The following is a 12542-nucleotide window of genomic DNA, read 5'->3' as shown; positions in this document are numbered from 1 at the left end:
CGGAGGTTCACCACCCGGGCGGGCCGTCGGCGGGTCGGGATTCCAGTGGGGGTGGTGGCGGCGAAATCGAGCGCGGGTCACGCGCTCCGGGTGGTCAATTCGGCAGTCATTCCGGGGCGGCGTGCAGCGCCGCACCCGGAATCCAGCCGAGAGTTCCGAGTTCGCCGCTGGGTTCCGGGTTCGCGGCGCCCGGACGGCGCGAAGCGCCGATCCGGGGACCGCGCCCCGGAACGACGGCCAACTGATCATCCGGCAACCGTGTCACGCCTCGAACTTCGGACGCTTGCGCTCGCGGCGCGCCTTCTGCTGCACGTTCTTGAGGAAGCGCACGCCGATCTGGTCGCCGTTCAGCCACACCCGCTCGCAGCGCCGATGTGCGTGGCCCCAATTCGACAGCACCAGGAAGAACTCGTCGAGATTGATCTCCTCGGTCGAGCCGAACACCGTCAGCTTCGCCTCGCTGTCGGAGACGTCCTCGAGCAGCACCTCGCGCTGCCAGGTGCCGTCGATGCCCATGATGCGGGCCGCGTAGCCGTGCTCGAACTCGACGCGGTCGCCCGCCTTGCGTTCGGTGTTCATGAACGGCACGCCCCGTGTCTCGGTCGTTCAGGTCGGCACTCTTGCGGTGAAAAGGTGAACACCGCCTTACCGCCCGGCGGCGGCTCGGGCGGTCGCAGCGGTTTCAGGTCAATCTTTATTAATAAAAAGGGGTGAATTCTTCGCATGAAGGTATCGAAGTGCCGGTCCTCTCGACCCGGCCCAAGACGGCTCGATCATCCCCTCGGGGCCCACCAACTCGCCATTCCCAGACAGGACTCATCGATGTCCGATTGCTCCCCGCAGACGCGATTGGCTTTCATCCGCATCGACGACGAGGTCCGCGCCGCCTTGCGCGAGTTGCAGCCGCTGGTCGCGCGCGTGCTGCCCGGCGTGCTCGACGAGTTCTATGCCCACGTCTCCCGGTTCTCCGAGACCGGCCGCATGTTCCGTGACGAGGCCCACAAGCGGCATGCGCGCGAGAAGCAGCTCGCACACTGGCAGGAGATCGTCAGTGGCCGCTTCGACGACGCCTATGTGCGGTCGGTGACCCGGATCGGCAAGGCGCACCATCACCTCGGCCTGGAGCCGCAGTGGTACATCGCCTCCTACGCGATGGTGATCTCCGGCCTCCAGCGGGCGATCGAGACCGAGATCGACAGCGGCCTGTTCGGCCGGAAGGCGCGCGACAAGCGCGAGCACAAGGCCAGGCTGCTGTCGGCCGTCACCCGGGCGGCGCTGCTCGACATGGACTATTCGATCTCGGTCTATCTCCAGTCCGGTCTCACCGCCAAGCAGGAGCTGATCGACGGCCTCAGCGCCTCGTTCAGGAGCGTCATCGACACGGTGGCGTCGGCCTCGACCGAGTTGCAGGCGACGGCGGGCTCGCTCAGCGAGACCGCGCGCTCGACGAGCGCGCAGGCGGCCGACGTGGCCATGTCGTCCGAGGAAGCGTCCGCCAACGTCCAGGCGGTGGCCGCCGCCACCGAGGAGCTGACCAGCTCGGTGGCCGAGATCGCCCGCCAGGTGCAGGAGGCCAACCGCATCGCCGGCGAGGCGGTGAGCCACGCGCAGCATACCGATGCCCGCATCGGCGAGCTGTCGCAGGCGGCGAGCCGCATCGGCGACGTCGTCAAGCTGATCACCGACATCGCCGAGCAGACCAACCTTCTGGCCCTCAACGCCACCATCGAGGCGGCCCGCGCCGGCGAGGCCGGCAAGGGCTTCGCGGTTGTCGCCCAGGAGGTGAAGGCGCTGGCGAGCCAGACCGCCAAGGCGACCGGCGAGATCGGCGGCCAGATCGCCGCCATGCAGGCGGTCACCCGCGACGCCGTCACCGCCATCAAGGAGATCGGCGCCGTCATCGGCCGCATCGACGAGATCGCGGCGGCGATCGCCGCGGCGGTTCAGCAGCAGGGCGGCGCCACCCGGGAGATCTCCGGCAACGTCACCCGCGCGGCCGACGGCACCCGCCAGGTCGCCACCACCATCGTGGCCGTGCGAGAGAATGCGGCCGAGACCGGCGCCGCCTCCGATCAGCTCCTCGGGGCCGCCAAGGCGCTGGCAGTCGAGAGCGGCCGGCTCGACGGCGCGCTCCAGCAGTTCATCGCCTCGGTGCGGGCCGCCTGACGACGACGGCGGGCGGCCTCAGGCGGGCGGTGCCGGCGGCGGCGGCACGTAGGCGGCGTACCACGCCTTGAGCGGCGCCAGCGACGGATGCGCCAGCGCCCGTTGCAGATAGGTCGCCATGCGCGGCATGTGGCGCAGGTACTGGGGCTTGCCGTCGCGCTGGGCGAGCCGGGCGAAGATGCCGAGGATCTTGGTGGCCCGCTGGGCCGCCACGGTGGCGTAGATCTGGACGAAGGCGGCGACGTCGAAGCTCGGCTCGTTGGCGCGTCGCGCCCGGGCGTAGCGGCCGAGCAGCTCGATCTCCAGGTCCTCCGGCACGGTGACGCGGGCGTCCTGGAGCAGCGAGGCGAGATCGTAGGCGGCCGGCCCCATCACGGCGTCCTGGAAGTCGATCAGGCCGACCCGCTCGATGCCGCGCCGCTCCGGCAGCCAGATCAGGTTGGGCGAGTGGAAGTCGCGCAGCACCCAGGTGGGCGGCTGCGCCAGCACCGGCGCGAGCGCGTCGCGCCAGAACGCCAGGAAGGCGCTGCGGGCGGGGGTCGACGGCACCGCGGCGAGCCGCGGCAGGTACCAGTCGAGCAGCAGCTCGATCTCGATTAGGAAGGCGTCGCGGTCGTAGCTGGGCAGCTTGTAGGTCGCCTCGGGGCTCAGCGGCAGCTCGCTCGGCAGCATCATGTGGCCGTGCAGGGCGACCAGCATGTCGACGGCGGCGCGATAGCGCTCGACGATCGGGGCCGGCGGGTCGCCGGCGACGAAGCGCTCGTCGCCGAAATCCTCGACCAGCAGGAAGCCGGCCGCGAGGTCGGCGGCATGCACGGCGGGCGCCGAGAAGCCGAGGGTGCGCAGCGCCTCCGCCACCGCCACGAAGGCGCGGACGTCCTCGGCCAGATGCGCGATGGTGCTGTAGCTCTTGCCGTAGCGGATCGGCGGCCCGTCCGGCCGGCGCGGTGCGTTCATCAGCAGAACCGTGCGGCCGGGCAGCGCCAGCCGCTCGTAGGCGCGGGTCGAGGCGTCGCCGGCGAGGCGTTCGCGGCGCGCCTCGGCGACGTCGGCCTTCTCCAGGAAGCGCCGCAGCGCGATCATCCGGGTGACCCGCTCGGCGAAGCTGCCGTGCCCGGTCAGATGGGCCACCCGGGCGTCCGGCCCGGCCGCGACGTCGAGCCGGAGCTCGACCTCCAGGCGGTCGGGCGGCAGCAGATCGGGGGCGCGATCCGGCCACTCGACCAGCACCGCGGCGCCCGGCGGCACCTCCTCCAGCCCCAGCTCGGCGAGCTCGTCGGCCCCGGTCAGCCGATAGAAGTCGGCGTGCATGAGGGTGAAGCGCGGCAGCTCGTAGCTCTGCACCAGCGTGAAGGTGGGGCTGGGGACGTCGAGGTCGGGATCGTCGGCGAGATGGCGGATCAGCGCGCGGGCCAGGCTGGTCTTGCCGGCCCCCAGATCGCCCGACAGCAGCACGGCGTCGCCGGGATCGAGAGCCGCCGCGATGTCGATCGCGAGCGCGGTGGTCGCCTGCTCGTCCGGCAGCGTCAGCGTGACGGACGAACTGCCGGGCCGGGATGGTTCCATGGGGAGGGGACGGGTCCTCGCAGCGTCATTCGGCGGCGGTGCGGGCCGCCGCCGTCACCAGCGGGAAACTACACACCACGGTGGTGCCCTGTCCAACGCAACTGTCGATTCGCACCGCGCCGCCGTGCAGCTCGACGAAGGAGCGGACGATCGACAGGCCGAGCCCGGCGCCGCGATGGCTCGAGCCGCGCGGGTCGCTCTCGAACCAGTCGAATACCTTGTCGGTCAACTCCGGCGGGATGCCGGGCCCCTCGTCGGTGACCGAGAACACCACAGCGGCGGGGGTGCGCTCGGCCGCCAGGGTGACCCGCCCGCCGGGCGACGAGAAGCCGATGGCATTGGACAGCAGGTTGAACAGGATCTGGCGGATGCGCCGACCATCGGCGACGAAGTCGCCGATCTGCGGATCGGCGTGGAGCTGGAGCACCAGGTCGTTCTGCACCACGCGGTCCTGCACGCCCTCGGCGGCCGCATCCATGGTGGCGCGGATGTCCACCGGGCCAAGATTGAGCGTCATGGCGCCGGCGTCGATCGTCGCGAGGTCCAGGATGTTGTTGATGATGGCGAGCAGCGCGTTGGTGGAGACCGTGATGTAGCCGAGATACTCGGCCTGCTTGTCGTTGAGCGGCCCGGTCGTCTGGTCGCCGAGGAAGTGAGCGAAGCCGATGATGTTGGTGAGCGGGGAGCGCAGCTCGTAGGAGACGTGGTGGACAAAGTCGAGCTTCAGCTCGTCGGCGGCCACCAGCGCCTCGTTGCGCTCGCGCAGGGCGCGCTCGACATTCACGGAGTCGGTGACGTCGTGGAAGGTCACCAGCGTCGCCCCGTCGGGCAGCGGCACGGTGGCGTAGTCCATGACGCAGCCGTCGCTGCGCTCGATGCGGCCGGCCTGGGGGGCGCGCTCGTCGAGCGCCGTCACGGCGGCGCGCAGCGCGTGCCACACGGTCTCGTCGCGATACAGCGGCCGGCACAGCCCGATCACCTGCTCGATATGGGGGCGCTGCGTCAGCACGTCGGAATCGAGCTTCCAGCTACGATGGAAGGCCGGATTGAACAGCCGCAGGCGGCCGTCGCTGCCGAACACCGCGACCGCCTCGGACAGGTTGTCGAGGGTCTCGCCCTGCACCCGGATCAGCGCGTCGAAGCGCCGCTCCAGCTCGAGGCCCTCGGTGATGTCGGTGAAGATGTAGGTGACGCCGCCTTCGGGGTTGGGGGTGGTGACCACCCGCAGGGTGCGGCGATCGGGCAGGTGCCACTCGTGGGTCTCGCTCTCGGTCGAGCGGTACGCCCTGTGGAGGTTCTGCTTCCACTGGCGGAAGTCCTGCTGCTCCGGCAGCCGGCGGGCGGCGCGCAGGCGGTCCAGCACCTGGCCGTCGCTCGGCGCCTCGGCCAGGAACGCCGGATCGAGATCCCACAGCGTGCGGTAGGCGGCGTTGTAGAAGGTGAGGCGGCGGTCGGCCCCGAACACCGCGACGCCGGTCGCCAGGTGATCGAGGGTGCGCCGGTGGGCGGCGTGGACCTGGTCGATCTCGGCGCGCAGCCGCTCGGCCTCCGAGGCGTCGATGGCGACGCCGACGCGGCCCTGCGTCACCGGCGCCTCCAGCACGTCGAGGATGCGGCGGGTGCCGGCCATGATGGCGGGCAGCCGGCCCGAGAAGCCGCTGCCGCGCTCCAGCATGCGGGCGATCGCCTCGCGCTCGCCGCGGTCGAGCAGCTCGACGCCGAGCCGCACGGCGGTCGTGGGATCGGCGGCATCGACGGCCCGCGCATAGGCGCTGTTGACGAGGACGAGCCGGCCGCCGGCATCGCGCATCCACACCGGCGTCGGCAGCATCTCCACCAGGCTGCGCAGGGCGTCGGCCTCGTTCTGGAGCTTCTGGGCGCGGGCGCTCGCCTCGGCCAGGTCGCGCTTGATGCCGGTGACGTTGCGCAGCTTCATCACCGCGAAGCCGCCGATCGGGCGGCCTTCCGCCTCGACGTGGCGGCCGAGCTGGGTGGTGAGCAGCAGCGCGAACGCCTCGCCCTTGTGGCGCAGTCGCTCGATGGCGCCACCGAGCGCCGCCGCGAGGTCGGGGCCCAGCCACTGGTCGAAGGTCAGGATATCGTGCGGCGCCAGCGTCGGGGCGATGAACGACACCTCGCCGATCACCTCCGGCTCGCCGAGGCCGGCGGTCCATACGACGAGCACCTGCGGCTCCGACATCAGCAGGGCAGCGAGGCGGTCGACGTCGGATTGCAGCGCGGCGATCTCGCTGCGGGCGGCGACGTCGCGGGCGGCGGCGCGGCTGCGGGTGCGCACATAGCCGATGGCGGCGACCACCGCGAAGGCGGTGACGCCGATCACCATCACGAGCGTGGCGATCTCGGCGGCACCGAGGCGGGTGAACGGAATCAGCCGGCCGAGGGCGAGCGGGGCATCCGCCGCGGCCGTGTCGATGGTGATGATGGTGGCGGTGAGGGCGAGTGCTGCGGCCGGCACGGGGAAGCCCTCGGGCCGGTGTCCGGATGTGCGAGGTGGCCGACGACCCCCGTCCTTCGTCGTGCCCGCATCCGGCATCATGTGACCCCTGTCGGGCTCCGGTCCGGTTCGGTCCGGCCCGATCGAACTCGTGAATGCACCGCCGTCCGCCGAACGGGCGTTGCGGAAGATCGCCATAAACTCGGAAAACTGAACCCCCCGACGCCGGTCACGCAGCGCCGCCGCCGTTCCGCGACCCGCCGCGCAGGGGCGGCCGCGAATCGTTGGTCAATGTACCCTCAACCGGACTCCGGCCGGAAGAGTCCAGAGAGTGAACGGGTGGCACGGGCCGTGAATTTCCGGCCTGCGGTGTCGGCGACCGCACGGCTCGGCGTGGCGTTCAGGCGAGCCCGGTCGAGCCGAAGCCGCCGGCCCCGCGGGCGGTGTCGTCGAGGCTCGCGGTCTCCTCGATGGCGACGTGGAGCACCGGCGCGACGACGAGCTGGGCGATGCGGGCGCCGCGCTCGATCACGAACGGGTCGTCGCCGAAGTTCGCCAGGATCACCTGCACCTCGCCGCGATAATCCCCATCGACGGTGCCGGGGGCGTTGAGCACGGTGACGCCGTGCTTGGCGGCGAGCCCGGAGCGCGGCCGCACCTGGCCCTCGGTGCCGGGCGGCAGGGCGAGCGCGAGGCCGGTCGGCACCAGGGCGCGGCCGCCGGGCGGCAGCACCAGGGGCGCGTCGGCCGGCACGGCGGCGAGGAGATCGAGCCCCGCCGCCGCGGCGCTCTGGTAGGCGGGCAGCGGCAGGTCGGCGCCGTGCGGCAGCCGCAGGACGCGCAGCGCGGGCGGGCTCATGCGGAGCCCCGAGGGTCGGCCGCCGCGAGCGCCGCCGCGATGCGGGCGACGAGCGCCGCCGCGACCTGCTCCTTCGACTGGCTCGGCCACGAGTCGACGCCCGCGCCGGTCACCACATGCACGGCGTTGCGGTCGCCGCCCATGATGCCGGTCGCCGCCGACACGTCGTTGGCGACGATCCAGTCGCAGCCCTTCCGGGCCAGCTTGGCGCGCGCATTGGCGAGCACGTTCTCGGTCTCGGCCGCGAAGCCGACGACGAGGCGCGGCCGCCCGGCGGCCCGCCGGGCGACGGTCGCCAGGATGTCGGGGTTCTCGACCAACAGGAGCTGAGGTGCGCCGTCCTGGCCCTTCTTGATCTTCTGGTCGCCGGCGCTGGCCACCCGCCAGTCGGCGACGGCGGCGGCGAACACGGCGGCGTCGACCGGCAGCGCCGCCTCGACGGCGGCCAGCATGTCGCGGGCGCTCTCGACCTTCACCACGGTGACGCCGGGCGGATCGGCGAGCGTCACCGGCCCCGACACCAGCGTCACCGCCGCGCCGGCTGCCGCGGCGGCCGCCGCGATGGCGTGGCCCTGCTTGCCGGACGAGCGGTTGGCGATGTAGCGCACCGGGTCGATCGGCTCGTGGGTCGGGCCCGAGGTCACCAGCAGACGGCGTCCGGCGAGCGGCCGGTCTTGGGGGCGGCGCGCCGCGACGAGCCGCTCGACCGCGGCGACGATCTCCAGCGGCTCCGCCATGCGGCCGACCCCGGCCTCGCCGCTCTCCGCCATCTCGCCGGCGTTGGGGCCGACCGCCACGACGCCGTCGGCGAGGAGCTGCGCCAGGTTGCGGCGGGTGGCCGGGTGCTCCCACATGCGCGGGTTCATGGCCGGGGCGATCAGGATCTGCTTGTCGGTGGCGATGAGCACCGTCGAGGCGAGGTCGTCGGCGTGGCCGCCCGCCATCTTGGCCATCAGGTTGGCGGTCGCCGGTGCCACCACCACGAGGTCGGTGTCGCGGGCGAGCCGGATGTGGCCGACGTCGAACTCGGTCCGGGCGTCGAACAGGTCGGTGTGGACGCGCTCGCCCGCGATGGCGCCGGCGGCGAGCGGCGTGACGAACTCCTGCGCCGCGCGGGTCATCACCACGCGCACGCCGGCGCCGCGCTCGCGCAGGCGGCGGATCAGGTCGAGCGACTTGTAGGCCGCGATGCCGCCGGCGATCACCAGGAGGACGCGGGTGGAGGAGAGGGTCATGGCGACCTCGATGCTGTCCAGGGATCGAAGACGTCGATGCCGGCGCCCTCGAAGTCGGCGACGTTGCGCGTCGCCACCGCCATGGACCGGGATTTGGCGATCGCCATGATCTGGAGATCGAGTGACTTGGTGCTCAAGCCGCGCTTTCGCCGGACAACGAACAGCTCTGCGTACAGGCGTGCGGCGGCATCGTCGAACGGGAGGAGGCGACCCGGAAACACCGTCGCGGCAATCCGTTCGAGGCCGGCGTGCAGGCTCCGCTTGCGCCGTCCTTCGGGAAGCAGCCCGATGCCGACGAGCACTTCGGCGAGGGTGACCGTGGTGGTGAACACCGTGGTCAAGGGGCGGGCGCGGACCCACGCGAAGACGCTGTCGGCCCGCAGGGGCGCAGGCTTCATCAGTTCGGAGACGACGTTGGTGTCCAGAACGATCACGGGTCATCCGGCCAGTCGTCGAAACGCGGCGGCTCGCGTCCTTCGGTCCGCTCCGGAATCTCGATCTCGAATCCGCCGATCGGATCGACGATCGCGGCGATCGCGTCTGCGACGTTGTCGTGCGCGACGCCGCCGGCGCGCGTCTTCGTCTCGCCTTGAAGGCCGTCCGCGAGAATCCGCCGCGCCTCCTCTTCCATCGAGCGGCCGTTGCGGGCGGCGCGCAGGCGCAGCCGGCGCTTCAGCTCGTCGTCCAGCTTGCGGATGGTGAGGCTCGCCATGGGGGCACTATAGCATGATTGCATTGCAATCAATGCTGTCACGGCGCTGCCTCACCCCAGGAGATGCAGGAGCAGCAGCACCGCGATGGCCCACAGCGCCAGCGTGGTGCCGCGGTTGCGCCGCGCCTCCGCCTCGCCGATGCCGGCGACCGTCTCGGGGGCGAGCGCGATGCCGTCGCGGGTGGCGCGGTCGAGCTGCTCGGCGATGCGCGAGCCGCGGGCGAGCAGCCCCGGCACGCCGCCGAGGAAGCGGCCGACCTCGGAGACGCCGCCGACGGCCTCCTCGACCCGGCCGGCGGCGCCCAGGTGGCGCTCCAGCCAGGTGCGCACCACCGGCTCGGCGGTGCGCCACATGTCGAGCTTGGGATCCAGCATGCGGCCGACGCCTTCCACCACCACCATGGTCTTTTGCAGCAGCAGCAGCTCGGGCCGCGTCTTCATGTCGAACAGCGCCGTCACCTCGAACAGGAGGGTGAGCAGCTTGGCCATCGAGATGTCCTCGGCGCTGCGGTTGTGGATCGGCTCGCCGATCGCCCGGATCGCCTGCATGAACGCCTCGACCGAGTGGTGGGACGGCACGTAGCCGGCCTCGAAATGCACCTCGGCGGTGCGGCGATAGTCGCGGCTGATGAAGCCGTAGAGGATCTCGGCGAGGAAGCGCCGCTCCTTCTCGGTCAGCCGCCCCATGATGCCGAAGTCGACCGCGACCAGCCGGCCGGCATCGTCGACGAACAGGTTGCCGGGGTGCATGTCGGCATGGAAGAAGCCGTCGCGCACCGCGTGGCGCAGGAAGCTCTGGATGACGGTACGGCCGAGCTTCGGCAGGTCGAGGCCGCGCCGCTCCAGGGCGCCGCGGTCGGACAGGGGCGTGCCGTCGACCCATTCGGTGGTGAGCACGTTGTGGGCGGTCAGATCCCACTCGACCTCCGGGACGCGGAAGTCGGGGTCGTCCTTGACGTTGTCGGCCATCTCGGAGGCGGCGGCCGCCTCCAGCCGCAGGTCGAGCTCCACCGTCACCGAGCGGGCGAGCGTCGCCACCACCTCGGTGAGCCGCAGCCGGCGGGCCTCCGCCGAGATGCGCTCGGCGAGCCGGGCGGCGAAGAAGAACGCCTGGATGTCGGCCGAAAGACTCCGCTCGATGCCGGGCCGCAGCACCTTCACGGCGACCGCCTTTCGGCCGGTCGGGGTCTCGATCTCGGCGCGGTGCACCTGGGCCACCGAGGCCGCCGCGATGGGCGGCCCGAAGGCCGCGAACATGCCGTGGACCGGCCGTCCGAGGGCACGCTCGATCGCCGCCTCCGCCTCGTCCTGCGGGAACGGCGGCATCTTGTCCTGGAGGCTCTCCAGGTCGGCGGCGATCGCCTGGCCGACCACGTCGGGCCGGGTCGCCAGGAACTGGCCGAGCTTGACGTAGCTCGGCCCCAGCGCGCCGAGCGCCGTGGAGAGCCGGGTGGCGCCGCTGGCCGTGGTCGGGCGCTCCAGCAGGCGGGCGAGCTTCAGGCCGAGCTGGGCGCCGCCGGGCAGCGCCGCCGGATCGACAAGGGCGAACACGCCTTCACGGGCCAGCACGAAGCCGGCGCGGGCGAGGCGGATCAGGTGGGAGAAGGGAGGGATCATTCTCAGCTCGGTCATTCCGGGGCGCGGGCGAACGCCCGCGAGCCCGGAATCCATACGCACGGACAGGGATTATGGATTCCGGACAGCCTCGCTTCGCTCGGCTTCCGGAATGACGGAGAAGCGCGCTCGGGGCTGTCGCCGACCCGAACGTGGTGGTTCGCCGCAAACCACGAGCGCCTCACAGCCGCCAGCCGGAATGCAGCGCCACGATGCCGCCGGTCATCAGCCGGACGTCGACGCGGCGGAAGCCGGCGTCCTCGATCATGCGGGCAAACACCTTCGGCTTCGGGAACTTGCGGATCGACTCGACGAGGTAGCGGTACGCCTCGGCGTCGCCCGCCACCATGCTGCCGATCCGCGGGATGACGTTGAACGAGTAGAGGTCGTAGAGCGTATCGAGGCCGGGCACGTCGACGGTGGAGAATTCGAGGCAGAGGAAGCGGCTGCCCGGCTTGAGCACCCGGTAGGCCTCGGCCAGCGCCCGCTCGATGCGCGGCACGTTGCGGATGCCGAAGGCGATCGTGTAGGCGTCGAAGCTCCGGTCCGGGAACGGCAGGCTCTCGGCGTTACCCTCGACGAACTCCACCACATCCTCGACGCCGCGTTGAAAAGCGCGCTCGCGGCCGACCTCCAGCATGTCGGTGTTGATGTCGCAGACGGTCGAGCGGGTGCCGGCGCCGCCGGCCTCGACGGTGCGGAACGAGATGTCCCCGGTGCCGCCGGCGACGTCCAGCAGGTGGAACGGCCGGTCGCTCTTGGGCGGGTTCACGGCGGTGACCAGAACGTCCTTCCAGGCGCGGTGCAGGCCGGCGGACATCAGGTCGTTCATCAGGTCGTAACGGCGCGCCACCGTGTGGAACACGTCGTCCACCAGCGCCTGCTTCTCGGTGAGCGGCACGGTGCGGAAGCCGAAATGGGTCTCGGCGGTGTCGGTCGTGGTCGGCGTCATGGCTCGGCAGGTCCTTTCGGGCGGCGGACCATAGCGCGCGAGCCGCGGGGGCGCTATCTCTCCGACGTGATGATCCCGCCCGGTTTCCCCCATGCCTGAGCTGCCCGAGGTCGAGACGGTCCGGCGTGGCCTCGCTCCGGTAATGGAGGGGGCGACCATCCGGGCGGTCGAGCTGCGCCGGCCCGATCTGCGGCGGCCTTTCCCCAACGATTTCCGGCTCCGGCTGGAGGGCGCCACGGTGACGGCGCTGCGCCGGCGCGCCAAGTATCTCCTGGCCGAGCTGTCGACCGGCGACGTCGTGCTGATGCATCTCGGTATGTCGGGCTCGTTCCGCATCGAGCGGCCGGCCGGCGCGGCGGCGGTGCCGGGCGCCTACTACCACGCCCGCTCCGAGGACCTGGCGCACGACCACGTGGTGCTGGCGATGTCGTCGGGCGCCCGGGTGGTGTTCAACGATCCCCGCCGTTTCGGCCTCATGTTGGTGGTGGCGGCGGACGAGCTGGACGCCCACCCGCTGCTGCGGGCGGTCGGGCCGGAGCCGCTCGACCCCGGCTTCGACGCCGCGAAGCTCGCGGCGGCGCTGGCCGGCAAGGCGGCGCCCCTCAAGGCGGCGCTGCTCGACCAGACCGTGGTGGCCGGGCTCGGCAACATCTACGTGTGCGAGGCGCTGCATCTCGCCCGCCTGTCGCCGCGGCGGCGGGCCGGCACGCTGGTCGGCCGCGGCGGGGTGCCGACCCCGCGGGCGGTCGCCCTGGTCGAGGCGATCAAGATGGTGCTGGCCGACGCCATCACGGCCGGCGGCTCCTCGCTGCGCGACCACCGCCAGACCGACGGCACCCTCGGCCTGTTCCAGCATCGCTTCCGGGTCTACGACCGCGAGGGTGCGCCGTGCGTCACCCCGGGGTGTGGCGGCGTGGTCCGGCGTATCGTCCAGTCGGGACGCTCGACCTTCTTCTGCACGGTGTGCCAAAAGTGAAGTCGGC

11 protein-coding genes are annotated in these 12542 nt (G+C 71.8%); 2 read left to right on the top strand and 9 right to left on the bottom strand.

Annotation, left to right across the window (positions count from 1 at the left end; all coding sequences use genetic code 11):
• Positions 1-261 precede the first annotated feature (261 nt).
• Positions 262-579, bottom strand: coding sequence for a PilZ domain-containing protein (locus tag ACFQUV_RS00885; RefSeq protein WP_111387028.1), 318 nt, complete (start codon positions 577-579; stop codon positions 262-264).
• Positions 580-822: 243 nt separating this feature from the next.
• On the opposite strand from ACFQUV_RS00885, the gene ACFQUV_RS00880 reads away from it, so the two are divergent.
• Positions 823-2166 (top strand): globin-coupled sensor protein, encoded by a 1344-nt coding sequence (locus ACFQUV_RS00880; RefSeq protein WP_129611021.1) that lies wholly within the window; start codon positions 823-825, stop codon positions 2164-2166.
• A gap of 18 nt (positions 2167-2184) precedes the next feature.
• Here ACFQUV_RS00880 and tsaE read toward each other — a convergent pair whose 3' ends face one another.
• The 8 genes from tsaE to ubiE all read right to left on the bottom strand — a co-directional run bounded on the left by tsaE (position 2185) and on the right by ubiE (position 11559).
• Positions 2185-3732: a tRNA (adenosine(37)-N6)-threonylcarbamoyltransferase complex ATPase subunit type 1 TsaE gene (tsaE, locus tag ACFQUV_RS00875; protein WP_129611020.1), complete on the bottom strand. Its 1548-nt coding sequence runs from the start codon at positions 3730-3732 to the stop codon at positions 2185-2187.
• A gap of 25 nt (positions 3733-3757) precedes the next feature.
• Positions 3758-6208: a PAS-domain containing protein gene (locus ACFQUV_RS00870; RefSeq protein WP_207211577.1), complete on the bottom strand. Its 2451-nt coding sequence runs from the start codon at positions 6206-6208 to the stop codon at positions 3758-3760.
• A 379-nt stretch (positions 6209-6587) separates the two neighbouring features.
• The gene (gene dut, locus ACFQUV_RS00865) at positions 6588-7046 is read right to left on the bottom strand and encodes a dUTP diphosphatase (RefSeq protein WP_129611019.1); all 459 of its coding nucleotides are present in this window, start codon (positions 7044-7046) and stop codon (positions 6588-6590) included.
• Positions 7043-8281, bottom strand: a complete 1239-nt coding sequence (coaBC, locus tag ACFQUV_RS00860) for a bifunctional phosphopantothenoylcysteine decarboxylase/phosphopantothenate--cysteine ligase CoaBC (RefSeq protein ID WP_129611018.1) — start codon at positions 8279-8281, stop codon at positions 7043-7045. The genes dut and coaBC overlap by 4 nt, the downstream gene beginning before the upstream one ends.
• Positions 8278-8715 carry a type II toxin-antitoxin system VapC family toxin gene (locus ACFQUV_RS00855; protein ID WP_129611017.1) on the bottom strand — a complete coding sequence of 146 codons (438 nt, stop codon included), beginning with the start codon at positions 8713-8715 and terminating at the stop codon, positions 8278-8280. Before ACFQUV_RS00855 ends, coaBC begins: the two co-directional genes overlap by 4 nt.
• The gene (locus tag ACFQUV_RS00850; protein ID WP_111388028.1) at positions 8712-8993 is read right to left on the bottom strand and encodes a plasmid stabilization protein; all 282 of its coding nucleotides are present in this window, start codon (positions 8991-8993) and stop codon (positions 8712-8714) included. Before ACFQUV_RS00850 ends, ACFQUV_RS00855 begins: the two co-directional genes overlap by 4 nt.
• A 51-nt stretch (positions 8994-9044) precedes the next feature.
• Complete coding sequence (ubiB, locus tag ACFQUV_RS00845; RefSeq protein ID WP_129611016.1) at positions 9045-10610, bottom strand: 2-polyprenylphenol 6-hydroxylase; 1566 nt, start codon at positions 10608-10610, stop codon at positions 9045-9047.
• A 178-nt stretch (positions 10611-10788) separates the two neighbouring features.
• Positions 10789-11559 carry a bifunctional demethylmenaquinone methyltransferase/2-methoxy-6-polyprenyl-1,4-benzoquinol methylase UbiE gene (gene ubiE / locus ACFQUV_RS00840; protein ID WP_111388024.1) on the bottom strand — a complete coding sequence of 257 codons (771 nt, stop codon included), beginning with the start codon at positions 11557-11559 and terminating at the stop codon, positions 10789-10791.
• 91 nt (positions 11560-11650) lie between these two features.
• On the opposite strand from ubiE, the gene mutM reads away from it, so the two are divergent.
• Positions 11651-12535 (top strand): bifunctional DNA-formamidopyrimidine glycosylase/DNA-(apurinic or apyrimidinic site) lyase, encoded by an 885-nt coding sequence (gene mutM / locus ACFQUV_RS00835; protein WP_129611015.1) that lies wholly within the window; start codon positions 11651-11653, stop codon positions 12533-12535.
• Positions 12536-12542: the final 7 nt, after the last annotated feature.

The sequence above is a fragment of the Rhodoplanes sp. P11 genome, assembly GCF_964266735.1.
Lineage (GTDB): Bacteria > Pseudomonadota > Alphaproteobacteria > Rhizobiales > Xanthobacteraceae > Rhodoplanes > Rhodoplanes serenus.
The sequence above is the reverse complement of the archived record's forward strand: the minus strand, read 5'-3'. Positions and strand labels throughout refer to the sequence as shown.